The organism is Bradyrhizobium sp. Mp27, from assembly GCF_029953005.1.
GTDB lineage: Bacteria > Pseudomonadota > Alphaproteobacteria > Rhizobiales > Xanthobacteraceae > Bradyrhizobium > Bradyrhizobium barranii.
In genome coordinates this window covers 47899-73723 of record NZ_JASAUS010000001.1, presented here as the reverse complement: position 1 = coordinate 73723, position 25825 = coordinate 47899, and the positions used below count along the sequence as shown (strand labels likewise).

Sequence of the window (25825 nt, the reverse complement as noted above, 5' to 3'; positions counted from 1 at the left end):
CTGATGAAAGTTGCAAGCTTCACGATCGCCGGCACCGCGAGCTATGGCGTCGTCACCGACAAGGGCGTCATCGATGCCGGCAAGCGCCTGAAGGCCTATCCGACGCTGAAGGCGCTGCTTGCGAAGGGATCGCTCGACGAGCTCAAGAAACTCGCCGGCGAGAAGCCCGACTACGCGCTGCAGGATGTCGCCCTGCTGCCGACAGTACCCGATCCCGACAAGATCTTCTGCATCGGCGTCAACTACGCCACGCATCTGGCTGAGAGCGGCCATCCGACGCCGGCGCATCCGATGATCTTCACCCGCTTCGCCAACAGCCAGGTCGGCCATGGCCAGCCGATGATCCGGCCGCTGGAATCGGAGCGTTTCGACTATGAGGGCGAGATGGCCGTTATCATCGGCAAGGCCGGTCGCCGCATCTCGCGCGAGGCTGCGCTCAGCCATGTCGCCGGCTATGCCTGCTACAATGACGGCAGCATCCGCGACTGGCAGCGCCACACCTCGCAATTCGCGCCGGGCAAGAACTTTGCCGGCACCGGCGGCTTCGGGCCCTGGATGGTGACGACCGACGAATTGACCGACGTGACCAAGCAGACGCTGATCACCCGGCTCAACGGTGTCGAGGTGCAGAAGGCCCCGATCTCAGATCTCGTTTTCGACGTGCAGGCCTTGATTGCTTACTGCTCGACGTTCACCGAGCTTGCGCCCGGCGATGTCATCGTCACCGGAACGACCGGCGGCGTCGGCGCCTATCGCACGCCGCCGCTGTGGATGAAGGGTGGCGACGTCGTGGAGATCGAAATCTCCGGCATCGGCATCCTGCGCAATCCCGTCAAGGACGAGGGATCGGCCACGGCAACGCGCGCGGCCTGAGAGCCGCGCTCTATAACAATAAGAAGGAGAATCCCATGCCCATGCCAACGCATCTCCTGCCGACCACGGTGGTCGGCAGCTATCCGCAGCCGGAATGGCTGGTGAATCGCGCCATGCTGTCGAAGGTGGTGCCGCGCACGCGCCTGCACGACATGTGGCGGTTGCCGGCCGAGCATCTGGAGGAGGCGCAGGACGATGCGACCATCGTCGCGATCCGCGACATGGAGCGCGCCGGCATCGACATCGTGACCGATGGCGAAATCCGCCGCGAGAGCTACTCCAACCGCTTCGCCACTGCGCTCGACGGCATCGACGGGGACAATCCCGCGATGATCGTGGCGCGCACCGGCAACACCCAGACCCCGGTGCCGCGCGTCGTGGGTCCCGTGAAGCGCAAGGGACCGGTCGAGCTGCATGACATGCAGTTCCTGCGCAAGAACACCGATCGCGCCGCCAAGATCACGTTGCCGGGCCCGTTCACCATGAGCCAGCAGGCCAAGAACGAGTTCTACAAGGATGAGGAGGAGCTCGCGATGGCCCTTGCGGAGGCCGTCAATGCCGAGGCGCTGGATCTGCAGAAGGCAGGCGCGGACGTGATCCAGCTCGACGAGCCCTGGGTGCGCAACAATCCGGAGCTTGCCAAGCGCTACGCCGTCAAGGCAATCAACCGGGCGCTGAAGGGCATCACGGTGCCGACCGTCGTGCATCTCTGCTTCGGCTATGCCGCGGTCGTGCCGGGCTCGAACAAGCCGGCCGGCTATTCTTTCCTCGCCGAGCTCGACGACACCATTGCCGACCAGATCTCGATCGAGGCCGCGCAACCGAAGCTCGACCTCGGCGTGCTCAGAGACCTGTCGTCGAAGAAGATCATGCTCGGCGTGCTCGACCTCGCTGATCCCGCGATCGAGAGCGTCGACACCGTGGCCGCCCGTATCCGCGACGGCCTGAAATACGTCTCGCCGGACCGTCTGGTCCCGGCGCCCGATTGCGGCATGAAGTACATGCCGCGCGCAACCGCGTTCGGAAAACTGAAGGCGATGTGCGATGCGGCGGCCAAGGTCCGGCGGGAGATCGGCTGAACAAGGCTGGGCCGGCGAGCATGGTTCGTTCGCCGGCCATCGCCTGGCTATGGCCAGCCTCGTCGAAATCTGCGCGGGCGTCGGCTCAAAGACCAGTTTCACCGCGATGAACATTCGTCCTCATTGGCGAGGGCGACATCGCCGCGGGGGTGAAGCCGCCGTTCAAGCCGACAGGAATTTGGTTAGAAGCTCCGTTGTGTCGGTCGGGTTTTCCTCAGGAAAGAAGTGACCGCCCTTGACGGCCCGACCTTGTACGTTGTCGGCCCACTTCTTCCAAATTCCCAATGCGCCGCCATTCTGCTCGTAGAATGTATCGAGCGGGCCGCCGGAAGCCCACAGGTGCAGCATCGGGCACTTAATGCGCCGGCCTTCCTTCTGGTCCGCCTTGTCATGCTCGATATCCAGGGTTGCGGCCGCGCGGTACTCTTCGCAGATCGCATGCACCCGAGCCGGATCGCGGTAGGTTTCGATGTATTCCGCCTTCACTTCGGGGCCGAATGAGCCTTGGCCGAAGGGATTGTCGAATACCGCGTCCGGCGCACCGATCAGGTATTTTTCAGGAAGCGGTGCCTTCTGCGAGAGTAGACTCCATGGCCAGTAGGTCATGGCGAACTTTGCGTCGGCGTGGCCCCAGGCTTCCGAGATCGGCAGCACGTCAAACACTGCGAGACGCTGCACTTTCTCCGGGTGATCAAGCGCAAGGCGGTAGGAAACGCGACCGCCGCGATCGTGTCCAACCAGATCGAATTTGGAAAAGCCGAGCTTATCCATCACGGCGACAAGCTCATTCGCCATCGTCCGCTTTGTATAGGGATAGTGATCCTCCGTGGATGCGGGAACGCCGCTGCGGCCATATCCACGAAGATCGACGCAGATGACCGTGCGATCGCCGGCGAGATGTGGCGCCACATGACGCCACATCAGGCTGGTTCGCGGAAATCCATGGACCATGAGCAGTGGCGATCCGCTCCCGTAGCGCCTGATGAAAATGGTGTTGTCGTCGGTCTTGATCTCTTTTGTCTCGAAGAGATCGGAAGCGTTCGAGGTGGAGTTGTCTGGGGATTGGCCGGCCGCGCGTCGCGGTAGAAGCGCCAGTGATAGAGCGGCGCTCGATGCAGCGGTCGTCACCTGGACGAAAGTGCGGCGCTCGATCTTTGTCTTTTCTGTCATCCCTGAGGTCCTTCGAGGTTCGCGCGACGCTCCTGGCAAACGCCCCCTCAATGACGACGCGGTGAGACATGTTAGCACCTCCGTGGAAGCACGCTTTCGCAGGATTAGCGTCACTGAACCGTTCGTGCTGATGATTTCTGTCATCCGGCTGGCGCGATGGGGCAGTCGGGGAGTGATCGCTGGAATGATCCTCCGCCTGTAACCAATGTGGTCGCGTCGCCGAATAGCGGGAGGTCAGGGTAAGCGGAGGTGCGTCAACGCAAGCCGCCAGAGCAATGGAGGAGCCATGTCCGACGAAATCAACCACGATCGCCGGCGTCTCGTTGGTGCTGCGGCAACGACAGTTGCGGCAGCACAATTTAGCGTGATCGCGCCAGCGGTTGCAGATGCTCGAGCGAGCAAGAAGGTCGCCCGCGACGTCACCAGAAGATCGGAAGCAGCGGGGACGGATGCCACCGTCATGCTCGTCCACGGCGCCTGGGCCGACGGTTCAAGCTGGGCGCACGTCATTACGCTGCTGCAGTCCGAGGGACTGAAGACGATGGCCGCGCCGATTCCGCTCACATCGTTATCAGATGATGTTGCGGCGCTTGAACGCGCGCTGGAGCGGACAGACGGGCCGGTTGTCCTTGTCGCGCATGCCTATGCCGGCGCCGTCATTGGTGCGGTCGCGCAGGACAGAGTGCGGTCGCTGGTCTTCATTTCGGCTCTCTCTCCCGACGAAGGCGAAACAGTCGCGGAAGTATTCTATCGTGACAAGCCGTCGCCGGAGGCGCCGAAACTCATCCCCGACAGTCATGGTTTCCTCTGGATGCCGAACGACCGGTTTGGCGCGGCCTGGTGCCAGCATGCCCGACCTGAGCAGGCTGCGCTCCTGGCTGCGATCCAGCGTCCCATTGCCGTCGCGGCAATCCAGGAAAAGGCTCCGAAAGCGGCATGGAAGGCAAAGCCGTCGTGGTACCTGGTCGCCGAGGAGGATCGAATGATCAATCCGGCGACACAGCTATTCCTGGCTCGACGGATGGGTGCGCAGGTTCGCTCCGAGAAAGTCGATCATGCATCGCCGATCACCGCGCCGAAGCTGGTTGCCGGAATGATACGCGAGGCCGTCACCAACGCACGTCCGAACGCCACGCAGCAACACGGCTGAAACTGTCGCGATCGGTGCGATATAGCGTGCTGGACGGAGCCACCCGCTGACTCTTAGTCAGCGGGGCCCAGGTTCGAGCTCTGGTCCCGCCCACGACCCTCAAAGCATCTCACACCCAGCCGCCATCCACGACGTAGTGCTGAGCGGTGCAGGCGGAGGCCTCGTCGGACGCGAGGAACAGGGTGAATTTCGCGATCTCGTCCGGTACCAGCCGGCGCTTCAGGCACTGTCGCTGCTGCAGTTCGATCTCGCCCGCCGGCGTCATCCATTTCTCGAGCTGGCGCTCGGTCATGATCCAGCCCGGCGCGATCGCGTTCACGCGGATGTTGTAGGGACCGTAATCGCGCGCGAGGGAGCGCGTCAGACCGACCACGCCCGACTTGCTGGCCGTGTACGCGGCCATGCCGCCTTGTCCGGCCATCCACGACACCGAGCCGAAATTGATGATGGCGCCGGCGTTCGCCGCCTTCATGTCCGGTAGCACGGCTTGCGCGGCGAAGAACTGGTGCTTCAGGTTCACCGCGATGCGGTCGTCCCAGTATTCCGGCGTCATCTCCTCGGTGTTGTGCCGTTCGTCATGCGCGGCATTGTTGACGAGGATATTGATCGCGCCGTGTGCTTTGCGCGCCTCGGCGACGCCGGCGCGCAACGCGGCGATGTCAGTCAGGTCGACGCGCTGGAAATGCGCAGCCAGACCCTGATCCGACAGCTCGCGTGCGAGGCGTTGGCCCTCGTCGGCCTTGATGTCGAAGAATACCACATTGGATTTCTGCTGCGCGAAGCGCCGCACGATCGCAGCCCCAATCCCCGATGCGCCACCGGTGACGAGAACGACCTTGCCGGCGAGGTCGGAATAAACGGCGGCCATGGGCACCTCTCAAGTTGCATTGCGGGCGGTGCGAGGCGCCGCCCAGTTGTCCCGCCAACCTTAGCCATTCCCCGCGTGAGGTGCATAGATCAGAATTTTAGTTGCGTACCTCAAAAATCGAAGGCAGGATTGCAGCCAAAGAATAAGAGCCGGTTGGGAGGAATGTGATGAGACTGCTCGGGAAGCTGGGACTCGCCGCCGCCGCATGCCTGCTTTGGGCCAACTCCGCCGCGGCCGATACGACCGTCAAGTGGTTGCACATCGAAGCCAATCCGGCCCAGGTGAAGATCTGGGAGGAGGTTGCGCGCGCCTATGAGGCGTCGCATCCCGGCATCAAGGTCGAGATGCAGTTCCTCGAGAACGAGGCCTACAAGGCCAAGCTGCCGACCATCCTGCAATCCAAGGACCGGCCGAACATCATCTACAGCTGGGCCGGCGGCGTCCTGAAGACGCAGATCGAGGCTGGTGTCCTCGACGACATCACCGATCAGGTGAAGGGGTACAGCGACAGCCTCACGCCGGCAGCGCTCGCCGCCTTCACGGCCAACGGCCGCGTTTACGGTCTTCCAACCGCGCTGTCGCAGGTTGGCTTCCTCTGCAACAAGGAGCTGATGGCCAGGGCAAAGGTCGATCCTGCAGGGATCAAGAGCTGGGACGACCTGCTTGCCGCGGTGAAAACGTTGAAAGCCGCCGGCGTGACCCCGATCGTGGTCGGCGGGGCCGACAAATGGCCCTTGCACTTCTATTGGACGCATCTTGCAGTGCGCATCGGCGGCAAGCCGGCGTTCGATGCGGCGCTGCGCGGCGAGGACGGCGGCTTCGCCGGGGAGACCTTCCGGAGATCCGGCGAGCTGTTCAAGCAACTCGTCGATCTGCAGCCGTTCCAGAACGGTTTCCTCGGCTTCAAGAATCCGCAGGCGGTCGGTTATTTCGGCGATGGCAAGGCGGCGATGACGCTCGCGATCAGCACGGTCTATCATTTGCAGCGCGCGCTTGCCGCCGACAAGGTCGGATTGAGCGAAGACAAGATCTGCTGGTTCGACTTCCCGATCGTGGCCGGCGGCAAGGGCGCGCCAACCGATACGCTCGGCGGCATCACCGGCTGGCTGATCACGAAGGGCTCGCCGAAAGAGGCGGTCGATTTCCTGAAATACTTCGTCTCCAGGGACGTACAGACGCGGCTTGCTGCGGGCAACTTCATCATCCCGGTGGTGCAGGGCGCGGATGCCGGTCTCAACAACGCCTTCATGAAGCTGATCGCGGCCAATCTGGCGAAGTCGAACTACCACCAGAACTTCTATGACCAGAGCCTCGGCCCCTCGGTTGGCCGCGTCGTCAACGACGTCACCGCGGAGATCGCCGGCGGCAGCATGAGCCCGCAAGACGCGGCCAAGGCGATCGAGGCGGCGTGGAAGCAGGGTAACTGACGGTGGCACGGCGGGCCGCGAGCGTGTCGGCGATGGACGTGGCCGGTGAGATGGTCCCGCGGGTCGCCGAGCGCGGCCCGAGCTGGGACGGCAGGTATACGGTCCTGATCCTGTTCCTGCCGCCGGCGCTGCTGTTGTTCACGCTGTTCGTGGTGCTGCCGATTGGCGAGGCGGCCTGGTACTCGGCCTTCAACTGGAACGGGTTCGGCAGGCCGACCAACTGGATCGGCTTCGACAATTACCGTTTCGTGCTGGAGACACGTGCCTTCTGGCTCGCGCTGCGCAACAACGGGCTGATCATCGCCGTTTCGCTGGCCATCCAGCTGCCGCTTGCGCTCACGCTGGCCTTGATGCTCGCCGAACGCTTTCGCGGGGCGGTGGCGCTGCGCATGCTGTTCTTCATGCCTTATATCCTGGCCGAGATCGCGACCGGGCTGATCTTCAGCTTCGTCTACGACGGCGATTACGGCCTTGTCGCCTCGATCTGGCGCACCTTCGGCGCCGAGCCCCCGCATCTGCTGGCCTCGACCGACACGGCAATGCTGGCCGTGCTGATCGTCGTCGTCTGGAAGTACTTCGGTTTCCACATGATGCTGTTCATCGCGGCGCTCCAGGGGCTCGACAAGAGCCTGATCGAAGCCGCGCGCATCGACGGCGCGACGCGATCGCAAGCCCTGCGACACGTGGTCATCCCCTTGCTCTATCCGACGATTCGGCTCTCGGTGTTCTTCGCCATCGTCGGATCGCTGCAGCTGTTCGACCTCGTCATGCCGCTGACGCGCGGGGGGCCTGCGGATTCCTCGAACACGCTGGTGAGCTTCCTCTACAACAACGGCATCTCCCGCATGCGGGTCGGCTATGGCAGCGCGATCGGTGTCATCCTGTTCACGATCTGCGTGACCTTTGCCTTCACGTACAAGCGATGGTTCATGCGGGATGAGTAGCACCGAGACCAATCGTACGCCGTTCGATCCCACCGTGCTGTTCAAGGTGGTGTTCCTCGCCGTCGTTGCCGTCTTCGTGCTGGTGCCGCTGCTCGCGACCTTGCTCGGCGGCTTCAAATCGCTCGGCGAACTGCGCGTCAATCCGTTCGGCCTGCCACGTCACTGGGAGTGGCAGAACTATGCCGACATCCTGCTCTCCGCGCGCTACTGGCAGCTCTTGCGCAACTCGCTGATCATCTCGACGCTCACGGTGACCCTGACCCTGATCGTCGCCTCGATGGCGGCGTTCACCTTCGCCCATGTCAGGTTCTACGGCTCATCGATGCTGCTGAGCTACCTGACGCTCGGCCTGCTGTTTCCGGCCGCGACCGCGGTGCTGCCGCTGTTCATCAAGGTGCGCGATCTCGGGCTGCTCGACACCTATTTTGGCGTGGCACTGCCGCAGGTGGCCTTCAGCCTCGCGATGAGCGTGCTGCTGCTGCGGCGTTTCTTCAAGGACATTCCCTATGAACTGCTCGAGGCCGCGCTGGTCGACGGCTGCAGCTACATCAAATTCTTCCGCTATGTGACGCTGCCGTTGTCGCGACCGATCCTGGCGACCGTCGGGACCATCACTTTCGTCAACAGCTGGAACGCCTATCTGTTGCCGCTGGTGATGCTCAACACCGATGCGCTCTATCCCTGGCCGCTCGGCATCATGGTTTATCAGGGCGAGTATTCGTCCGAATGGCACCTGATCCTGGCCTTCATCACGCTGACCATCCTGCCCACCATCATTCTTTTTCTTCTGGCGCAGAAGCATATCGTCGCCGGTCTCACCGCAGGCGCGGTCAAGGGATGAACGATACCTTACGGAGATCACAATGAGAAAAGTCGGCATCGGAATCATCGGCTGCGGCAATATCAGCACCGCCTACCTGAAGGCGGCCCAGCGCTTTCCGGTCATGGAAATCAAGGCGCTTGCGGATATGCGCAGCGATGCGGCAGAGCGGCAGGGCGCCGCCTTCGGGCTGCCGGCGATGCGGGTCGATCAACTGCTCAAGCGAGAGGATGTCGAGATCGTCATCAATCTTACGGTGCCGCTCGCCCACACCGACGTCAGCCTTGCCGTGCTGAACGCCGGCAAGCACGTTCATTCCGAGAAGCCGCTCGGCATCGACGTCGCGGAAGCCCGCAAGGTGATGGATCTCGCCGCGCAGAAAGGCCTTCGCGTCGGTTGCGCGCCCGATACGTTCCTTGGCGGTGGCCACCAGACCGCGCGCAAGCTGATCGACGACGGCGCGATAGGCACGCCGGTCGCGGGCAGCGTCTTCTTCGGCTGTCCCGGCCATGAGCGCTGGCACCCGTCGCCGGGCTTCTATTACCTTCGCGGCGGAGGGCCGATGCTCGACATGGGGCCGTACTACATCACGGATCTCGTGCAGCTGCTTGGCCCGGTCGCGAGCGTGATGGGCTCGACCGCGCGCCCGAAATCCGAGCGGCTGGTCACCAGCCAGCCGATGAACGGCACCCTGATCCCGGTCGAGGTTTCGACCCATGTCGCCGGCACGCTCGAATTCGAGAGCGGGGCGGTCGTCTCGATCGCGATGAGCTTCGACGTACCGAAGCACCGGCACGCGCCGATCGAGATCTATGGCGACAAGGGCAGCATGTTGGTGCCGGACCCGAACCGGTTCGGCGGCGAGGTGCAGGTCGCGAAGACTGGCGGTGAATGGGAGCCGGTGCCGCTGACCCACGGTCATGTCGATGGCGAGTTTCGTTCCATCGGTGTCGCCGACATGGCCTCCGCAATCCTGAACAACCGCCCGCATCGCGCCAGCGGCGCGCTCGCTTTCCATGTGCTCGAGGTGATGGAGGCGTTCCAGACCTCCGCCGACGAAGGACGCCGCGTCAAGATCGGCAGCTGCGTCGGGCGGCCGGCAATGCTGCCGGCCGGACGTGAAACCGGACAGATCGACTGAGGGAATGACCATGCGCAAGGCAATGATTGTATGGGGCGGCTGGCCGGGACACGATCCCGATCTCTGCGCCTCGATGATCCGCGGCTGGCTGAAGGCCGAAGGCTTCGAGGTCCGGGTCGAGACCACGACGGCGGCGTTCGCCGATCCCGCGATCCACGATCTGTCGCTGATCATCCCGATCTATACCATGTCGAAGATCGAGAAAGCGGAAGCGCTCAATCTCTGCGCGGCGGTGCGCGATGGCGTCGGGCTGGCCGGGCATCATGGCGGCATGTGCGATGCGTTCCGCGAGTCCGTCGACTACCAGTTCCTGTGCGGCGGGCAGTGGGTCGCGCATCCCGGCAACATCATCGACTACAAGGTCGACTTGACGAAGCCGGATGACCCCATCATGAAGGGGCTGAAGAGTTTCGAGCATCGTTCCGAGCAGTACTACATGCATGTCGACCCCGCCAACGAGGTGCTGGCGACGACGACCTTTACCGGCGAGCACGCGCCCTGGATCGACGGCGTGGTGATGCCTGTGGTCTGGAAGAAGCGATACGGCGCGGGCAGGGTGTTCTACTCCTCGCTTGGCCACCGCGCTTACGAGCTCGACGTACCGGAGATCCGAACGTTGATGACCCGCGGCATGCTGTGGGCCGCGCGGGAATGACAGCCGGTGCGACGCAGCCGGCGGTTCGCGCCACGCTGGAGGACGTCGCGCGTGCGGCGGGCGTTTCGCTCGCAACCGTCGACCGCGTCGTCAACCGGCGCGAGGGCGTGCGCGCCAAGACCGTCGCACGTGTCGAGGCCGCGGTGGCAAAACTCGGCTATCGGGGCGACGTCGCGGCCGCGCGGCTCGCCCGTGGGCAGACGTTCCGCTTCGCCTTCGTGCTGCCGAGCGGCAGCAACAGCTTCATGACCAACCTGGCCGAGCAGGTCCAACGCACGGCGGACTGGCTCGCCGGCCACCGCGGCTTCATCGATATCCTTCATGTCGACGTGTTCGATCCGGATGTGCTCGCCGGTGCGCTGGAAAACCTGTCGCCGGCCTATCAGGGCGTCGCCGTCATCGCACTGGACCATCCCAGGGTGCGCGCCGCGATTGACGAGCTTGCCGCGCGCGGGGTCGTCGTGGTGACCCTTGTGTCGGACGCGCCGAGCTCGCGGCGGCTGCATTATGTCGGTATCGACAACCCGGCCGCGGGGCGAACTGCGGCAACGCTGATGGGACGTTTCCTCGCCGGCCGCGAGGGGAAGGTTGCCGTGATCGCGGGATCGTTGTCGCTGCGCGATCATACCGAGCGGCAGTTCGGGTTCCACCAGATCCTGTCCAGCGAGTATCCGAACCTGCTCGCGCTGCCGGTGATCGAAGGCCGCGACGACAGCGAGCGCACCCGGGAGCTTACGGTCGCACTGCTGGCGCGCCACGCCGATCTCCGCGGCATCTACTGCTGCGGCGCCGGGAACCGCGGCATCGCCAATGCGCTGGAGACCTCGGGTCGCGCGCGTGAAGTGGTCTGGATCACGCACGAGCTGACCCAGTACACGCGGCGTTTCCTGGTTCGCGGCACGCTCGATGCGATCATCAACCAGGATCCCGGTCATGAGGCGCGGTCTGCGGCGCGAGTTCTGCTCGCGCATTGTTCGGGTGAGCCGATTAGCCCCGACCAGGAGCGCATCCGCATCGATATTTTTCTGCGAGACAACCTGCCGTGATTCGCGTTCGCAGGTGATGCGCAGCATGCCTCGATAGGTGTCGCCAAGCGCCGCAGCGGCCTCAACGGTGCTCAGAAGTTCGCTGCCATTGCGGCGAGGTGCTGATGGGCTCTTTCGCGGGCAGCCTCGATGGGTTGTTGCGGTCCGGTGGTTGGCCCGATCGGCACGAAACGGACATTGCTGATACCGATAAAGCGCAAAATCTCCCGCAGGTAAGGCGTTGCCATGTCGATGCGCCCGCGGTTCATTCCGGAGGCGAAATCGCTGCCACTGGCGAGAATCACTGTGGTCGGCCGGTCCTTCAGCAGCGGGAGATATCCCAGGGAGGGATCGAACCGAAAGGTGAGCCCGGGCTGGACGATGACATCGAACCATTGCTTGAGCTTGTAGGGAATGCTGAAGTTCCACATCGGCGTCGAGATCAGCACCCGATCGGCGAGTGAAAAGCGGAGCGCCATACGCTCGGCCTCCGCAAAGCTGTCCCGTTGCGCGTCGTTGAAGGGCTGCGCCTTCATGCGCGCATATTTGGCCTCGACGATGGGACCTGCGAATTCCGGCAGCCGCTCGCGCCAGAGATCCACGACGTCGATATCCCAGTCCGGACGGGCCTGCCGAAACCTGTCAAGAAACACGCGCGCGCCGGCGCTCGACTCGGAGTCGGCGCGGGGCGAGCAGGAGAGGTGCAAAAGCTTTGCCACCACTCATCCCAGCGCTCTGATGACGGCATCCGCCCGGGTGACGACGGCGACGTTCTGCATGGCAAAGTTGATCGAGGCGGAGTGCCAGTCGGCATTCATGGTCGAGCAGCAGTCTTCCGGCACGATCATGAAATAGCCCTTGTCGGCGCCGGTGCGCGCGGTGTGCTCGACCGACATGTTGGTCCATGCGCCGGTGTTGATGATCATGTCGCGGCCGGTGGCTTTCAGGATCGTCTCCAGCCGGGTGCCTTCCCAGGCGCTCATCCGCATCTTCTCGACGACGAAATCGCCGGGCCGCGGCTCGAGGCCGGAGACCGGGGCGGCGCCCCAGCTGCCGCGCACCATCGCCTTGCTGTCGACGAGACCCTCGAACAGCGGTGCGTTCAGCGTCACGCCGGGGGCGCCGGGCTCGACCACGAACCAGACATGGATGATAGCGACGCCGCGCGCGCGAGCTGTCTCCGCCAGGCGCCGGACGTTCTCGACCACATGCTGTTGCTTCGCATGACCCGGTGCGCCTGACTCGGCGAACGCGCCGCCGTCCATGATGACGTCGTTCTGAAGATCCTGGATGATCATGGCGCAGCGGCTTGGATCGAGCCGCATCTCGCCGTCGGCGAGGATCGGCGCTGCAGAGGCGGGGCCGCCGCTGCCGCGTTTGCCGCTCATATAGGGCTCGTGGCGCGGCCCGGCCTTGGTCGGGATCGCATAGACCGAATGCGTCGACGTCAAATAGAGCGTGCGGAAATCCGGGCCACCCCAGGCAAGATTGGCGACGAGCTCGGGCACGCGGACTTTCCCGAGCAGTTCGCCGCGCGGTGAATAGACCCAGACGCCGCCGGGCGCGGTGACCCAGACATTGCCATGCTGGTCGCACTTCATGCCGTCGGGCAGGCCCGGCTCCAGCTCGGAGCGGATGCCGCTCGCGAACACGCGCGCGTTCGACAGCGAGCCGTCGCCGTTGACGTCGAATACGCGGATCAGCGCCTGCACGGTGTCGTTGACATAGAGCAGTTTCTCGTCGGGCGAGAAGCACAGCCCGTTCGGCTGGTCGAACAAATTGCGGTCCACCACGAGCGTCGGCTCGCCGCCCGGCATGACGCGATAGACGCCCTGGAAGCCGAGCTGGCGCGGCCGCTCGACGCCATAGACCGGCATGCGGCCATACCATGGATCGGAGAAATAGATGGCACCGGAAGAGTGCACGCAGACGTCGTTGGGGCTGTTGAGCTCCTGTCCCTGGAAGTGCGAGGCCAGCACCTCGCGCCGCCCGTCCGGCCGCTCACGGATCAGCGACGAGGTCGCGTGCTCGCAGACGATCAGATTGAGCTCGGCATCATAGGTCATGCCATTGCATTTGTTCGACGGGCGCTTGATCTCCGCGACGCCGCGCCGCGCATCCCAGCGCCGCCGCACGTCTCCGGGCATGTCCGAGAACAGGAGATAATGATCGACCGGATGCCAGATCGGCCCTTCCGTGAAGTCAAAACCTGTTCCGACCTGCGCGACCGGCGCATAGGGGTCGATCAGGCTCTCGAATTCGGAGCGCAAGGTGACGTGCGTCATCGGTCGATATCCTCAGCTCACGTCAGGCAGGGAACCAATTCCGCGCGGGCAGCGACTGCACGATCGGGCCGGGGACCTGGTCGTGCAGGCGTCCGACGACCATGCCGCCCTCGATCTTGGCCGGCCTGTCGTGCACCGGCAGCAGATAGCGCGAATTGCTGAGCAGCTTCTTGATCGACGCCTTCTCGGCCCGCTTGCTGGTGCCGTGGTTTCCCGTCGTCCGCGGCTCCCAGTCGTGGATCTCGTTGAATGGCGTGACGATCTGGTCGTTGAAGTCGTAGATCACGTCGCCGCAGATCGTCGCGATTCCGTCGGCAGTCTCGACGATGACGTTCATCGATCCCTCGGTATGTGCATTGGCCGCATCGCAATAGACGCCGGGCATCAGCTCGATAGGACCTGTGATCTCGAGGTCGAGGAAGCGCAGCGCACTCTTGGTGTGCAGCCGGTCGATGAGATGCTTGATGTCGGGCGCCGGATACTGCGGATGCATCAAGCCGGAGACGGAGTATTCGAGTTCTTTCCGATTGAGGACGACGGTCGTGTTCATCGGAAACAGATCGTCCTTGCCGGCGTGGTCGATGTGCAGATGGGTATGGCAGACGAAGCGGACGTCACCCATGCGCACGCCGTGGCGAGCGAGCTGGTTCTCGATCATGTGCTCGTGGTATTGCAGGCCGCGCATCCCCAGCGTTTCCATGATCTGGTTGGAGCGGTAACCGGTATCGACCACGACCGGATATTTGCCGCCGAGGATCAGAAAGCCGAGGGTGAGGACGCGGCGGGTGCGGCCGCAGTCACGGCCGAGGACCAGAAAGCTCGATTCCAGCTCGATATCGCCATAGTCCAGGATCTTGATCTCCAGCGCCATTCGTTTCCCTCCCTGTTCTGTTCTTGTCTGTCAAAGCCGATAGACGCGCGTTGCCGTCGTCCTGAAAATTGCGTCCTGCTGCTGGGTCGTCAGGTTCGCGGCCGCGGCACGAAAGGCGTCGACGAGCTCCCGATAGCTGGTCCATAATTTCTCGATCGGAAAATTGGAGCCGAACAGGCAGCGCTCCGCGCCGAAAATCGCGACGGTATCGGTAAGGACGGCCGCGATATGCGCGGGATCGTTGCGATGGATGAAGGTGCCGAGCCCGGAGAGTTTTGAGACCACGTTCGGACAGGTCGCGAGCCGGGCCATCCCGGCGCGCCAGGCGGCCCGGCCCGCCGGCGAGAGGTCCTCCAGCATGCCGGCATGCTGGAGGATGAAGGTCACCCTGGGGCAGGACTCGGCGAGCTGCGCCGCGTCCGGCATCTGCGGCGTGAAGACCTGGAGGTCAAAGCTCCAGCCGTAGTCGGCCAGGCGCGCAATGTTGCGGCGGACCGTGGGATCGACGCAGAGGTCGGGCTTGGCCGCGAAACGATAGAGCGGATTGTCGTGCCAGTGCAGCTGCATGCGCACGCCGCGCACGAGCGGATAGCGCTTCAGGCGATCGAGCTGCGGGCGCACGTCGTCGACGGCGAAATCGGCGTAGGCGACGATGGCATGCGGCCAGCCTTGCTCGTCGGCAGTGTGCTGCACCCAGGCGGTCTCGTCCTCGAAACGGTCGTTGGCCCAGTTGGTCTGAACATAGACCGAACGGGCGACGCCGGTGCCCTTGAGGTCGTCGAGATATTCCCGGATCGGATAATCGCGACGGATCGGCTCGTAGGGTCCAAAGATGCGCGGCTGCATCGGACCGGTCAGCCAGGGCAGGTCGGCCTGTCGCCAGATGTGATGATGGCCGTCGACAATGTCGCTCACGCCGCTCTCCTCCGTCCGAACGTCAGAATGTGCGCGACAATCGACGCGCTTGAACCGCCATCCACGAGATCATCGACAAAGCGCTCGATGGCAACCAGCGCCTCGGTCTGCGGGCGGAAGTCCGGGCCCGTCGCGAGCGGCGTCAGCCAGCTCACGCGCCAGGCGCGCCGCGACAGCTTTGCGACCGCGTCGCGCAACGCGTCGGGTTCGCCACGCTCCAGCCCGTCCGACACGACGACGACGGCCGCGCCTCGCGCGTAACCGCCGAACCGCGGCACCGCGAGGAAGGCTTGCAGCGCGTCGCCGATGCGGGTGCCGCCGTCCCAGTCGCTGACGAGGTGCGCCGCCGCGTTCAGCGCCTGCTCGCGACGCTTGAGACGTAATGGCCGCGTGACGCGGGTCAGCCGCGTGCCGAAGGTGAAGACCTCGACGTTGGGCGCGGCCTGTACCAGCGTATGCGCTAGCTTCATGTTCTCTTCGGTGCGAGTCTTCATCGAGCCGGAGACGTCGATCAGCAGCAGGAGTTTTCGTCGGCGCTGGCGCCGCTTCAGGTGCCCGAGCCGCAGGATCTCGCCGTCGCTCCGCACGCTGTCGCGCAGGGTCCGGCGTAGGTCGGCAAACGGCCCGCGGCGGGCGCGCATGCGCCGGTGGCCGCGCCGCTGCGGCAGGCGCCGGGGGGCGTCGCGCGCCAGGCGGCGGAGCGCGTCGGTGGCGGAGAGCTGGGCGAAGCGGCGCTCCACCAGCGCCTCGGTGCGCGTCGCGGCGAGGCCGGATTCGTTGGCTTCGTCGGAGGACAGGGGCTCCTGTTCGCCGCGGCCCTCTTCCTGGAGCCGGACAGTCTCGTCGTCCTCGCCGTCATCGACATGTTCGATGGCTTCGCTGCCGCGGAAGTGCAGGTCGAACAGCCGATCGAAGGTCGTACGGCGCTCGGGCGGCGGGGCGAGCGTGGCCAGCGCCGATTGCCTGATGTCGTTGAGGTCGCGTGGCCCGAGCAGCGCGATCGCGGCGAGATAGGAGGTGGTCTGCTCGGGCGCGACGGCAAAGCCGTTGGCGCGCAGCAGCGCGACGAAGGAGACGAAGATGCGGGCAGCGCGCGGAAGCTCGGGCTCGGTGCTCATGCGGTTGCCTCCGCGAGCATGACGTCGAGCCGGGGCGAGATGAAGTGCAGGTCTTCCTCGTCCTTCAGCGCCACGCCGATCGAGCGTTTGAAGGCGTCGGGCCAGCGCGCACCGCCCTTGTGAAGGAGCGTCGCCGCTTCAGCCCAGTCGACGGCCTCCGCGATGCCCGGTGCCTTGCTGAGCGGCTCGCGGCGCAGTTTTCCGACGGCCGCGACGACGGCCCGCGCTGTCGCCTCGGCGACGCTGGAGGCCCGCAGCATCACGATCCGCGCCTCCCGCTCTTCGGTGGGATAGTCGATCCAGTGATAGACACAGCGGCGGCGCAGGGCTTCGTGCAGGTCGCGCGTCCGGTTCGACGTCAGCACGACCACAGGACGTTCGGCCGCCCGCACCGTGCCGCGTTCGGGGATCGAAATCTGGAAGTCCGAGAGAAATTCGAGCAGGAACGCCTCGAACTCCTGGTCGGCGCGGTCGATTTCATCGATCAGCAGCACGGTGGAGTCGGGCGCGCGGAGCGTCGCCAGCATCGGCCGCTCGATCAGAAACGTCTCGCCATAGATGTCGATGCTCTCGTCGCCAGCCTGGCGGATCGCGAGCATCTGGCGTGGATAGTTCCATTCGTAGAGCGCGGCCGAGGCGTCGATGCCCTCGTAGCATTGCAGGCGGATGAGGCGGCGGCCGAGGACGGCGGCGATGGCTTTCGCGGCCTCGGTCTTGCCGACGCCGGGGGCGCCTTCGAGCAGGAGCGGTTTGCCGAGGGCAAGGCCGAGATAGGCCGCGGTCGCGAGCCCTTCATCGGCGAGGTAATAGGCTGCCCGAAGCGCCTTCTCCAGCGCTTCGGGGTTGTCGATGCCAACGATGTTGCTGCGGACTGCCATGGCCAGTCTCAGCGTCGCGCCTGTGGCCGGGCGCCGCCCTGGGTCTTGATCGCTCGCAGCACCTTTTCCGGCGTAATCGGCAGATCGTCGATGCGCACACCGACGGCGTTGAAGATCGCATTCGCGACAGCCGGCAGCACGGGATTGGCGCACATTTCGCCCGGTCCCTTGGCGCCGAACGGGCCATCTGGCGCGGGGCGCTCCAGCACGGCGATATCGTGCGGGCAAATGTCGCCCGGGCCGGGCATCAGGTATTCGACGAAGTCACGGGGGCCGTGAACAGGGTCGGGATAGTGAGGCTCCGTCGTCTCGTACAGCGCGTGGCTGATGCCCATCCAGGCGCCGCCCACGAGCTGCTGCTCGACCAGGCGCGGATTGAGCGCTCGGCCGAGCTCATAGGCGGAGTCCATGCGGACCATCGCGACTTCACCGGTCTCGTCGTCGACCTCGACCTCGGCGACGAGACAGGCATGGGCGTAGCAGGTCGCCGGCGACATCTCGCCGGTTTCGGGGTCGACGTTGGACAGAGGAACCAGGAAGATGCCGCGGCCGGAAATGGTCTTGCCTTGCTTGAACTGGGCGGCGATGGCGACGTCCTTGGTCGAGATCGAGCGATGCGGCGCACCCTTGACGTGGATGTTGCCGCGTCCGTCGGTTTCGAGATCGGCGGCGTTGACCTCGAGCTCCTCGGCGGCCGCCTCCATCATCACGCCGCGTGCCTCGCGCGCCGCGGCCATTACGGCATTGCCGACGCGATGCGTGCCGCGCGAGGCGAAGGAGCCCATGCAATGCGGACCGGTGTCGGAATCCGCGGTGTCGACATAGACGTCCTCGACGGGAACGCCCAGTGTCTCAGCGCAGATCTGCCGCGTCACCGACTTCATGCCCTGGCCGAGGTCGATCGACGACAGCGCCACCGTGAACTTGCCGCTCGGGTTGGAATGAACCAGCGCCTGGCTGGGATCGCCGCCGAGATTCATGCCGATGGGATAGTTGATCGACGCCATGCCGCGTCCGCGATGCCGGGTCATCAGCGCCTCCTGGTGCCGAAAACGGAGGAGAAGCGGGTCGCGCCATGCGAGGGGGCCGCGGGCCGCGGAGGAGGTGGCGGCGGTGCAGGTGGCGGCGGCTCGCGCGGAGGTTCGCGGGTAACCGCCGGTGGGAGCCGGTCATAGGTCGTGCGCTGTTGTGCCGGCGCGGCGGGGCGTGCGCGCGCATCGCTCGGTGTCGATGGAATGACAGCCCGGCTGCCGCCGCCGTCCTTGCGTGACGACGCGCGCTTGAACTCCTCGCGGATCGGCCATTTCGCCTTCTCGGCGGCGACCTGGACGCATTCGATCAGCGCGGTGTTCTTGGCTTCGCGCCGATGCGCCTTCATGTCGCCGTCGCGATAGGCGTTGAGGATGCGGAATTCCATCGGGTCCATGCCGACGAGGTTCGCCAGCTTGTCCATCTGGCACTCGATCGCGAAATCCATCGCGGTGACGCCGAAGCCGCGCATCGCCGTCGCAGGCGTCCGGTTGGTGAAGACACAATAGACGTCGCCATAGACATTGGGGATCGTGTAGGGCCCGGGCAGATGCGCGGCGCATTTCACGGCGGCGTAGCTGGACAGCCGCGTATAGGCGCCGCTGTCGAAATAGGCGCGGATCTTGCGCGCGACGATGCGGCCATCGCGCATCACGCCGTCCTTGATGTAGATGCGCTCGGCGCCGCGGGGCGGGCCGTACTGCATCTCCTCCTCACGCCCGAACACATAGCGGACGGGACGCCCGGTCAGCATCGCGCCCAGGATCGCGAGTGGCTCGGTCAGCGTATCCACCTTGCCGCCAAAGCCGCCGCCGACGGTGCCGCCGATGAAATGAAAGGTGTTGGAAGGCAGGTCCAAAATCTTGGCGCAGGTGTCGACCGAGAAGAACAGCGCCTGCGTCGAGGTGTAGACGACATAGCGGCCGTTGGTATCAGGGGCCGCGATCGCACCGTTGGTTTCGGTCGGCGCGTGTTCGATCGGAGACATCTGGTAGCGCTGTTCGAGCACGTGGTCTGCGGTCGCGAGTGCGGCGTCGGCATCTCCGAAGCGCAGCTTCTGGTGATCATGGACGTCGTGATAGATGAAGGCGTTCTTCGGATAGGTCTCGTTGACGACGGGCGCCCCGGACTTGAGCGCGTCCTCGACGTCGAGCACGACCGGCAGCGGCTCGTAGTCGATCCGCACTTTTGCGATTGCCTCGAACGCCTCGCGCTCGCTGTCCGCGACGATGGCGACGACCGGCTCGCCCTTGTAGCGGACCTTGTCCGCCGCCAGCGTAGGCTCGTCGTCCTTGCCGAAGTTGATGAGGCTGAGAAGCGTGTTGAGATTGCGCGGCACGTCGGCGCCGCGGATGATCCGACGTACGCCGGGCGAGCGTTCGGCTTCCGTGGTGTCGATATGGCGCAACCGCGCGTGGGCCTGCGTCGAGCGGACCACCTTTAGATGCAGCATGCCCTGAAGCTTGTGGTCGTTGAAATAGCTCGACGTGCCCGTGACATGGCCGAGCATGTCCTGGCGCTGCGTGCCCTTGCCGATCTCATTGAGATTGTCGTCGCGCTCGTCGGCGAAAATGTCCTTGCGCAGTTCCAGCATGACAAGATCCTTTAGGCGCTGGCCCGGCCGCCCGAAGCGGCGAGGATGGCATCGATGATGGGTTCGTAGCCGGTGCAGCGGCAGATGTTGCCGGAGATCGCCTCGACGACTTCGGCGCGGCTAGGCTGCGGATTGCGGTCGAGCAGCGCCTTTGCGGCCATCAGCATGCCCGGCGTGCAATAGCCGCATTGGGCGGCAAAATTGTCGGCGAAGGCACGCTGGAGCGGATGCAGGTTCGGGCCCTGCTTGAGGCCGTCGAGCGTCTCGACCGATCGGCCGGCGACGGTTTCCGCCAGCGTCAGGCATGACAGGTGCAACTCGCCGTCGATCAGCACACTGCAGGTGCCACAGCCGCCCTGGCCGCAGCCGAATTTCGGCGTCATATCGCCGATCAGTTCGCGCAGAGCAACCAGCAGATTGGTGCCGCCATCGACGAAGATCGCGACGTCGCGGCCGTTATGACGAAATTGCAGGGCGGTCTTGGCCATGACGAGCTATTCCTGACCCGAGAGGAGACGGCGCAGATGGACGCCGGCGATCTCGCGGCGATACCAGGCGCTGCCGAGCGCATTATCGAAGGGGGAGGTGCCCTCGGTGACGGCGGACGCCGCGGCAGCGATGGTCGCGGCATCCAGCGAGCGTCCCTCGAGCACACGCTCGGCGGCGCGTGCCCGAATCTGGGTCGGCGCCATCGAGCCCAGCGCGATCCGTGCCCCGGCGATCCGTCCGCCGCTGATCGGCAGATGGGCTGCGAGCGTAATGACGGAGCCGCCCTTTGGCTTGATACGGGCGACCTTGTGGTAGCGGAAGGCGTCCGCGCTCGCCGGCCGTGCGCAGGACACCGAGAGCACCAGCATGCCGGCTTGCCGCTCGCGCGACTGAAAGAACTCTTCGATGGCAATGTCGCGCGTGCCAAAGCCGCCCTGCACGGCGACAGTGGCATCGAGCGCAAGCAGCGCCACCGCGAAGTCGCCATAAGGACTTGGCGCGAACAGGTTACCCCCGACCGTGCCCATGTTGCGCACCGCAGGTCCGCCGATCGAGCGGGCAGGGGCGTGCAGGAAGCCGAGGTCGCGCTCGGCGAGTATTTTCGCGAAGGTGATGCCGGCCCCGAGCGTCACGCGCGGGCCCGACGCATCGATCCGGGTCAGGGCCTGGTCGCTGGCGCGGATGACGGTCGAGACAGAAACGTCACCCTCGTTCAGCGCCCGCATCACCAGCGTGCCGCCGCCGAGATAGCGTGCGCCGCGATCTGCCGACAGCGCGCCGGCCGCCTCGCTGGTGCTGGCAAAAGTCTTCACTGTCACGGCCATGGCTATGCCGCCTCCTTCAGGTGCCGGCGGATCGCCTCGAAGCCGGCTTGGTAGATGTCTTCCGCGACCATGTGGACGATGCGATCGCGGTCCTCCGGCCTGGTGCTGAAGCGCGACTCCCAGTGCCAGAAGGTGCGGTCGCCGTCGGTCACCGGCAGCAGACGGACGTGCGCCACATAGTTGAACATCGGCACCGGCGTATCGAGCAGGCAGTAGCTGAAGGTCTGCTCGAGATCGGAGAGCGCCAGCAATTGCTCGCGCAGCTCCGATCCGTCCTGCAGCTTGAAGCGCCTGACACAGCCAATTTTATCAGGGGAGTGCGCGCGCTCGATCGTGGAGGTCGCGACCGCCGGATGCCAGCGATCGTGTCCGTTGAAATCGCGCAGCACGTCCCACACCGCATTGGTCGGCGCATCCAGGATCGTGCTTTTCACGATATGCGGCACGGAGCTCACCCTCCGAACTGGCGCTTGAGGGCGTCGAAGCCGCCCTGGAACACGCCGCCGCCGATATTGCCGACGAGCTCAGCTTCCCGTTCGGGTGCGCAGTCGAACTCGGCGGTCCACTCCATGAAGGTCTGGTCGCCGTCGGTGACCGGCGTCAGCCGCAACGTCGCGACGTAGTTCTCGACGCCCATGGGGGATTCCAGGATCGAATAGGTGCAGAACATGTCGTAGTCGGAAAGGCCGAGCAGCTTTTCGCGGATGCGGTCACCGTTGCGCAGGCGGAAATCCCTGACACAGCCGATCTTGTCCGAGGGCTCGCCGCCCTCGATGCGGCTTTCCGCGATCGCGGGATGCCAGTTCGGCATGCCGTTGAAGTCGCGCACCCGCGCCCAGACGCGATCGTTGCGCGCATTGACGACGGTTGAGACATAGACGCGGGCCATGATGTGACCTCAGCTCTTCTTCCGGGGGCTGCGCTCCGCAGACGGCTCGCCCTCGGTGGAGGGCGAGGGAGCCGCGGCCGGCTTCTCGCCGCCTCCGCCTCCACCGCCGCTCTTGCGGGCGGACTCCTTGATGCCTTGCATGTCGCGGGCCTCGCGGATCAGGCCCGGCATCTTGGCAAGGCTGCCGCCCTCGACGCCGATATCCGCCAGAAGCGAATCGATGAGCGGCGCCTGGACGCGGTAGCGCAGCGCCGAGTCGATCACCTCGTCGGTGGCGCTGCGGCCGCCATTGCCGCCATGGCCGTTGCCGTTGAGGCCGTCGACCTGGAGGATGCGGATGCCCTCGATCTTCTCCATCGGCTTGACGCTCTCGCGCACGATGCCTTCGATGCGGTCGAGCAGCTTCCTGCGGAACAGCGAGTAGCGAGCCTGGTCGGTCAGCACGTTCTCGGCCTCGTTGAGCAGCCGCTGTGCCTCGGCCTCGACGGCCGCGCGCACGCGCTCGGCTTCGGCGGCAATTCGGGTCTCCTCGGCCTGCTTCTCGGCGATCACGATTTCCACGCTCTTGCGACGCCTGGCGATCTCGTTTTCGCGCGCGGTGATGACGCGCTCGGTGGCCTCCGTCGCATGTATCCGCGCTTCCTCGGCCGAGGCCCTGGCGGCGGATTCTTCCAGCGACTTCAGGTGGATCGCGATCGCCTTCTCCATCAGAACGGTCTCGACCTCCTTCTCGCGATTGACTTCGAGCTTCCGCAGATCGCGTTCACGGCCGATGCGGGCTTCATCCAGGCCGCGATCGGAGGCAATGCGGGCGCGCTCGACCTCCTCGCGCGCGGCAATCTCGGCTTCCTGCAGCGACTGGACGCGGGCGACCTCGAGCTGCTCGATCGAGCGGCGCCGTTCGATCCGCGCCGCCTCCAGCGCCTGCTCGCGTGAGACGTCGGTGGTCTCGACATCCTTGCGTGCGACGATCTCGGCCTGCTTGACCTGGCGGTCGGCGTCGATGCGTTCCGAGCGCTTGGTGGAGAGCGCGATGACGCGGTCCTCGTCCGCGATCTCGATGGCCTTCTTCTGCTCGATATTGAGCACTTCGCGCTTCTTGGACGAATTGATCCGCTCGGACTCCAGCGCGAGATCGACGCCGATGCGCTGGCGCTCGATCACGTCGCGCCGCTTGAGGTCAGCCGCCTCGACTGCGGCGGTCCGCTCGATCTCCAGCGCCTTGGTCTCCCTGTCGGCCTGGATCCGCTCGGCCGCGATCGCCTTCTCCTGCGCGATGCGCGCGGCCTCGATCGCTTCGCGGGAGGCGATATCGGCTTCCTCGACGGCGCGGTTGCGGGCGATCTCGAGTGAACGAACTCGTTCCTCCTGGGCGATACGGGTGGCTTCCGTCGCCTCGCGTGCCGTGATTCCCGCGACGTCGAGTGCCTGGTTCCGCTCGATCTCCAATTGCCGCGTGTTCTGTTCGGCGGCGATGCGCTCGGCGGCAAGCGTTCGCTCACGGGCGATGCGCGCGGCCTCGACCGCGCGCTGGGCCTCGATCTCGGCTTCCTGGATCGTGCGCACCTGCTGGATCTCAAGCGCGCGGGTGCGCTCGTCTGACGCGATGCGCTCGACATTGACAATCATGGTCTGGGCGATGCGGGCCTTTTCGGTAGCTTCGCGTGCGGCGATCTCGGCTTCGTCGACGGCGCGGGTCCGCTCGATCTCGCGGCGCCGTGTCTCTTCTTCATTGGCAATACGGGCGTCGGTCACCACCCGGTCCTGCTGGATACGCGCCTTCTCGATCGCCTCGCGGGCGGCGATCTCGGCTTCCTCGATAGTGCGCATCCGCTCGATTTCGCGCTGGCGCACCTCGCGCTCAGAGGCGATGCGGCTGGTGTCGATCGAGCGCTGGTTGGCGATCCGGGTCTTCTCGACCTCCTCGCGGGCGAGCAGTTCCTTCTCCTCGATGGTGCGGGTGCGTTCGATCTCCCGCTGGCGTGTCTCGCGCTCCGAGGCGATACGGGCTTCCGCGATCGCCTGGTCGTTTGCGATGCGTGCCTTCTCGATGGTCTCCCGTGCGGAAATCTGCGCCTGCTCGGCCTCGGTCTCGCGCAGGGCCCGCTCACGCGCGACCTCGGTGCGTTGCAGGGCGCGGCGCATCTCGATGTCACGCTCCTGCTCGAGGCGGGCCGTCTCGCTTTCGCGCTCGATCTCGAGGGCCTGTCGCTCGGCCTCCAGATTGCGGGAGCGGATCTTGATCATCGAATCCTGCTCGATGTCGTTGCGCAGCTTGCGCTTGGCCTCGATGTCCTCCATCAGGCGTGTCAGACCTTCGGCGTCGAAGCGGTTCGAAGGGTTGAAGAATTCGAGATCGGTCTGGTCGAGATCGGTGATCGCGACGGATTCCAGCTCGAGTCCGTTCTGAGCAAGGGCTTCAGCCGCGTTCGCCTTGACGCGGGCCACATACTCGCCGCGTTGCTCGTGCATCTGCTCCAGGGTCATCTCCGAGGCGATCGAACGGATCGCGGAGATGAATTTGCCGGCGAGGAGGGCGTGGAGCTTCTCGGGCTCCATGGTGCGGCGGCCGAGCGTGGCGGCGGCGATGGACACGGCTTCGCGGGTCGCCTGAACGCGGACATAGAAGTCGGCCTCGATGTCGACGCGCATGCGGTCCCGGGTGATCACGGCGTCCTGCCGGGAGCGCACGATCCCCATCGGCTGCACGTTCATGTTGACCGGCGTGTAGTCGTGGATGAAGGGCAGCACGAACGCGCCGCCGTTGATCACGACACGCTCGCCAAGCAGGCCGGTCCGGACGAATGAGGTCTCCTTGGACGAGCGATGGTAGAGCCAGTTCACGATGTAGACGCCGACCACGATCACCACGATGGCGACGATCAGCCAGAGGATCAATTCACCGACCAGAGTCCCTGACATATTTCCCTCCCTCGACCTTCCGGCGTTATCGCGCGCCGATCGCCTTGAATTTGCGTACCTGATCCGTCAGCGCCCGCTCGACCGGCAGCCGCTCCATCGAGGAGGCGCCGTAAAAGCCGTGGCAGTAGCGGGTGTTCTTCATGATGAAATCGGCGTCGTCCGGATCGGCGATCGGTCCGCCATGGGCGAGCACCAGAATGTCCGGATTGACGCTGAGCGCGGCGGAGGCCCAGGTGTCGATGCGCGCCGGGCAATCCTTGAGCTTGGGCGCGGTCTGCGCGCCGATGGTACCCCCGGTCGTGAGGCCGAGGTGACAGACGATGATATCCGCGCCCGCGATCGCCATCGCGGCGGCTTCCTTCTCGGTGAAGACGTAGGGCGTCGTCAGCAGGTCCTTCTCGCGCGCCTTGGCGATCATGTCGATCTCGAGCGCATAGGACATGCCGGTCTCTTCGAGATTGGCACGGAACACTCCGTCGATCAGGCCGACGGTCGGAAAGTTCTGCACGCCTGCGAAACCGAGCGCCTTCAACTGGTCCAGGAAGACGTCCATGTCGCGGAACGGATCCGTGCCATTGACGCCAGCGAGCACTGGCGTTTTGGTCACGACGGGCAGTACTTCGCCGGCCATCTCCAGCACGATGGCGTTGGCGTCGCCATAAGCCATCAATCCTGCGAGCGAGCCGCGGCCGGCCATGCGATAGCGGCCGGAATTGTAGATGACGATGAGATCGACGCCACCGGCTTCCTCGCACTTGGCCGACAGGCCGGTGCCGGCGCCGCCGCCGATGATGGGCTCGCCGCGCTTTGCCATGTCTCGGAAGCGTTTCAACAGTTCTACGCGTTCAAACCGGGCCAT

The 25825-nt window shown here is 65.0% G+C and carries 25 protein-coding genes; 9 read left to right on the top strand and 16 right to left on the bottom strand.

The annotated features are described in order from the left end of the window. Positions 1-3: 3 nt before the first annotated feature. Both QJT78_RS00305 and QJT78_RS00300 read left to right on the top strand, forming a co-directional pair. Positions 4-873 carry a fumarylacetoacetate hydrolase family protein gene (locus QJT78_RS00305; protein WP_028147209.1) on the top strand — a complete coding sequence of 290 codons (870 nt, stop codon included), beginning with the start codon at positions 4-6 and terminating at the stop codon, positions 871-873. Positions 874-908: 35 nt separating this feature from the next. Then, positions 909-1952, top strand: coding sequence for a cobalamin-independent methionine synthase II family protein (locus QJT78_RS00300; protein WP_202801329.1), 1044 nt, complete (start codon positions 909-911; stop codon positions 1950-1952). Positions 1953-2114: 162 nt separating this feature from the next. Here QJT78_RS00300 and QJT78_RS00295 read toward each other — a convergent pair whose 3' ends face one another. Further along, positions 2115-3122: an alpha/beta hydrolase gene (locus QJT78_RS00295; RefSeq protein WP_038941746.1), complete on the bottom strand. Its 1008-nt coding sequence runs from the start codon at positions 3120-3122 to the stop codon at positions 2115-2117. A 286-nt stretch (positions 3123-3408) separates the two neighbouring features. Between QJT78_RS00295 and QJT78_RS00290 the strand changes: the two genes are divergently transcribed. Continuing rightward, a complete protein-coding gene (locus tag QJT78_RS00290; RefSeq protein ID WP_080586457.1) occupies positions 3409-4272 on the top strand; it encodes an alpha/beta hydrolase in 864 nt (287 codons plus the stop codon). Between the two features lie 109 nt (positions 4273-4381). On the opposite strand, the gene QJT78_RS00285 is transcribed toward QJT78_RS00290, so the two are convergent. After that, complete coding sequence (locus tag QJT78_RS00285; RefSeq protein ID WP_028147213.1) at positions 4382-5140, bottom strand: SDR family NAD(P)-dependent oxidoreductase; 759 nt, start codon at positions 5138-5140, stop codon at positions 4382-4384. Positions 5141-5307: 167 nt separating this feature from the next. Between QJT78_RS00285 and QJT78_RS00280 the strand changes: the two genes are divergently transcribed. From QJT78_RS00280 to QJT78_RS00255, 6 genes are read left to right on the top strand one after another with little or no spacing between them, the layout of a single operon-like run. Next, a complete protein-coding gene (locus QJT78_RS00280; protein WP_038952547.1) occupies positions 5308-6567 on the top strand; it encodes an extracellular solute-binding protein in 1260 nt (419 codons plus the stop codon). 2 nt (positions 6568-6569) lie between these two features. Further along, positions 6570-7511: a sugar ABC transporter permease gene (locus QJT78_RS00275; RefSeq protein ID WP_281460164.1), complete on the top strand. Its 942-nt coding sequence runs from the start codon at positions 6570-6572 to the stop codon at positions 7509-7511. After that, positions 7504-8352, top strand: coding sequence for a carbohydrate ABC transporter permease (locus QJT78_RS00270; protein WP_028147215.1), 849 nt, complete (start codon positions 7504-7506; stop codon positions 8350-8352). The genes QJT78_RS00275 and QJT78_RS00270 overlap by 8 nt, the downstream gene beginning before the upstream one ends. A gap of 22 nt (positions 8353-8374) precedes the next feature. Beyond that, a complete protein-coding gene (locus QJT78_RS00265; protein WP_028147216.1) occupies positions 8375-9472 on the top strand; it encodes a Gfo/Idh/MocA family oxidoreductase in 1098 nt (365 codons plus the stop codon). A 10-nt stretch (positions 9473-9482) separates the two neighbouring features. Beyond that, positions 9483-10127 carry a ThuA domain-containing protein gene (locus QJT78_RS00260; RefSeq protein WP_028147217.1) on the top strand — a complete coding sequence of 215 codons (645 nt, stop codon included), beginning with the start codon at positions 9483-9485 and terminating at the stop codon, positions 10125-10127. Further along, positions 10124-11173: a LacI family DNA-binding transcriptional regulator gene (locus tag QJT78_RS00255; protein ID WP_028147218.1), complete on the top strand. Its 1050-nt coding sequence runs from the start codon at positions 10124-10126 to the stop codon at positions 11171-11173. The genes QJT78_RS00260 and QJT78_RS00255 overlap by 4 nt, the downstream gene beginning before the upstream one ends. 71 nt (positions 11174-11244) lie before the next feature. Here the strand turns inward: QJT78_RS00255 and QJT78_RS00250 are convergent, their stop codons facing one another. Genes QJT78_RS00250 through QJT78_RS00185 form a run of 14 tightly spaced genes read right to left on the bottom strand, consistent with a single transcriptional unit; the run spans position 11245 to position 25825 of the window. Beyond that, on the bottom strand, positions 11245-11871 hold the full coding sequence (locus QJT78_RS00250) for an NAD(P)H-dependent oxidoreductase (RefSeq protein WP_281460163.1): 627 nt from the start codon (positions 11869-11871) through the stop codon (positions 11245-11247). 3 nt (positions 11872-11874) lie between these two features. Continuing rightward, complete coding sequence (locus QJT78_RS00245; RefSeq protein WP_028147220.1) at positions 11875-13437, bottom strand: isochorismatase family protein; 1563 nt, start codon at positions 13435-13437, stop codon at positions 11875-11877. Positions 13438-13459: 22 nt separating this feature from the next. After that, positions 13460-14308 (bottom strand): N-acyl homoserine lactonase family protein, encoded by an 849-nt coding sequence (locus QJT78_RS00240; protein ID WP_028147221.1) that lies wholly within the window; start codon positions 14306-14308, stop codon positions 13460-13462. Positions 14309-14338: 30 nt separating this feature from the next. Beyond that, positions 14339-15223 (bottom strand): amidohydrolase family protein, encoded by an 885-nt coding sequence (locus QJT78_RS00235; RefSeq protein ID WP_028147222.1) that lies wholly within the window; start codon positions 15221-15223, stop codon positions 14339-14341. Further along, positions 15220-16341, bottom strand: coding sequence for a VWA domain-containing protein (locus QJT78_RS00230; protein WP_028147223.1), 1122 nt, complete (start codon positions 16339-16341; stop codon positions 15220-15222). The genes QJT78_RS00235 and QJT78_RS00230 overlap by 4 nt, the downstream gene beginning before the upstream one ends. Further along, positions 16338-17219 (bottom strand): MoxR family ATPase, encoded by an 882-nt coding sequence (locus QJT78_RS00225; RefSeq protein WP_028147224.1) that lies wholly within the window; start codon positions 17217-17219, stop codon positions 16338-16340. The genes QJT78_RS00230 and QJT78_RS00225 overlap by 4 nt, the downstream gene beginning before the upstream one ends. Positions 17220-17227: 8 nt before the next feature. After that, positions 17228-18250 carry a molybdopterin cofactor-binding domain-containing protein gene (locus QJT78_RS00220; RefSeq protein ID WP_014496431.1) on the bottom strand — a complete coding sequence of 341 codons (1023 nt, stop codon included), beginning with the start codon at positions 18248-18250 and terminating at the stop codon, positions 17228-17230. Further along, positions 18250-19842, bottom strand: a complete 1593-nt coding sequence (locus tag QJT78_RS00215; RefSeq protein ID WP_028147225.1) for a molybdopterin cofactor-binding domain-containing protein — start codon at positions 19840-19842, stop codon at positions 18250-18252. The genes QJT78_RS00220 and QJT78_RS00215 overlap by 1 nt, the downstream gene beginning before the upstream one ends. A gap of 11 nt (positions 19843-19853) precedes the next feature. After that, positions 19854-20330: a (2Fe-2S)-binding protein gene (locus QJT78_RS00210; protein ID WP_038941740.1), complete on the bottom strand. Its 477-nt coding sequence runs from the start codon at positions 20328-20330 to the stop codon at positions 19854-19856. 6 nt (positions 20331-20336) lie between these two features. Then, a complete protein-coding gene (locus tag QJT78_RS00205) occupies positions 20337-21155 on the bottom strand; it encodes an FAD binding domain-containing protein (RefSeq protein WP_028147227.1) in 819 nt (272 codons plus the stop codon). Between the two features lie 2 nt (positions 21156-21157). Next, entirely contained in the window at positions 21158-21601 is a 444-nt protein-coding gene (locus QJT78_RS00200) for an SRPBCC family protein (protein WP_028147228.1), read from the bottom strand. A 5-nt stretch (positions 21602-21606) separates the two neighbouring features. Further along, a complete protein-coding gene (locus QJT78_RS00195; protein WP_014496426.1) occupies positions 21607-22044 on the bottom strand; it encodes an SRPBCC family protein in 438 nt (145 codons plus the stop codon). Between the two features lie 9 nt (positions 22045-22053). Beyond that, positions 22054-24966 carry a flotillin family protein gene (locus QJT78_RS00190; RefSeq protein WP_028147229.1) on the bottom strand — a complete coding sequence of 971 codons (2913 nt, stop codon included), beginning with the start codon at positions 24964-24966 and terminating at the stop codon, positions 22054-22056. Between the two features lie 25 nt (positions 24967-24991). Continuing rightward, positions 24992-25825 (bottom strand): phosphoenolpyruvate hydrolase family protein, encoded by an 834-nt coding sequence (locus QJT78_RS00185; protein ID WP_028147230.1) that lies wholly within the window; start codon positions 25823-25825, stop codon positions 24992-24994.

Bases quoted from the DNA above. Each gene is read 5' to 3' on its own strand.
- QJT78_RS00305 (WP_028147209.1), top strand. From the start codon at position 4: ATGAAAGTTGCAAGCTTCACGATCGCCGGCACCGCGAGCTATGGCGTC.
- QJT78_RS00300 (WP_202801329.1), top strand. From the start codon at position 909: ATGCCCATGCCAACGCATCTCCTGCCGACCACGGTGGTCGGCAGCTAT.
- QJT78_RS00295 (WP_038941746.1), bottom strand. From the start codon at position 3,122: ATGACAGAAAAGACAAAGATCGAGCGCCGCACTTTCGTCCAGGTGACG.
- QJT78_RS00290 (WP_080586457.1), top strand. From the start codon at position 3,409: ATGTCCGACGAAATCAACCACGATCGCCGGCGTCTCGTTGGTGCTGCG.
- QJT78_RS00285 (WP_028147213.1), bottom strand. From the start codon at position 5,140: ATGGCCGCCGTTTATTCCGACCTCGCCGGCAAGGTCGTTCTCGTCACC.
- QJT78_RS00280 (WP_038952547.1), top strand. From the start codon at position 5,308: ATGAGACTGCTCGGGAAGCTGGGACTCGCCGCCGCCGCATGCCTGCTT.
- QJT78_RS00270 (WP_028147215.1), top strand. From the start codon at position 7,504: ATGAGTAGCACCGAGACCAATCGTACGCCGTTCGATCCCACCGTGCTG.
- QJT78_RS00265 (WP_028147216.1), top strand. From the start codon at position 8,375: ATGAGAAAAGTCGGCATCGGAATCATCGGCTGCGGCAATATCAGCACC.
- QJT78_RS00260 (WP_028147217.1), top strand. From the start codon at position 9,483: ATGCGCAAGGCAATGATTGTATGGGGCGGCTGGCCGGGACACGATCCC.
- QJT78_RS00255 (WP_028147218.1), top strand. From the start codon at position 10,124: ATGACAGCCGGTGCGACGCAGCCGGCGGTTCGCGCCACGCTGGAGGAC.
- QJT78_RS00245 (WP_028147220.1), bottom strand. From the start codon at position 13,437: ATGACGCACGTCACCTTGCGCTCCGAATTCGAGAGCCTGATCGACCCC.
- QJT78_RS00240 (WP_028147221.1), bottom strand. From the start codon at position 14,308: ATGGCGCTGGAGATCAAGATCCTGGACTATGGCGATATCGAGCTGGAA.
- QJT78_RS00230 (WP_028147223.1), bottom strand. From the start codon at position 16,341: ATGAGCACCGAGCCCGAGCTTCCGCGCGCTGCCCGCATCTTCGTCTCC.
- QJT78_RS00225 (WP_028147224.1), bottom strand. From the start codon at position 17,219: ATGGCAGTCCGCAGCAACATCGTTGGCATCGACAACCCCGAAGCGCTG.
- QJT78_RS00220 (WP_014496431.1), bottom strand. From the start codon at position 18,250: ATGACCCGGCATCGCGGACGCGGCATGGCGTCGATCAACTATCCCATC.
- QJT78_RS00215 (WP_028147225.1), bottom strand. From the start codon at position 19,842: ATGCTGGAACTGCGCAAGGACATTTTCGCCGACGAGCGCGACGACAAT.
- QJT78_RS00210 (WP_038941740.1), bottom strand. From the start codon at position 20,330: ATGGCCAAGACCGCCCTGCAATTTCGTCATAACGGCCGCGACGTCGCG.
- QJT78_RS00205 (WP_028147227.1), bottom strand. From the start codon at position 21,155: ATGGCCGTGACAGTGAAGACTTTTGCCAGCACCAGCGAGGCGGCCGGC.
- QJT78_RS00195 (WP_014496426.1), bottom strand. From the start codon at position 22,044: ATGGCCCGCGTCTATGTCTCAACCGTCGTCAATGCGCGCAACGATCGC.
- QJT78_RS00190 (WP_028147229.1), bottom strand. From the start codon at position 24,966: ATGTCAGGGACTCTGGTCGGTGAATTGATCCTCTGGCTGATCGTCGCC.
- QJT78_RS00185 (WP_028147230.1), bottom strand. From the start codon at position 25,825: ATGGCCCGGTTTGAACGCGTAGAACTGTTGAAACGCTTCCGAGACATG.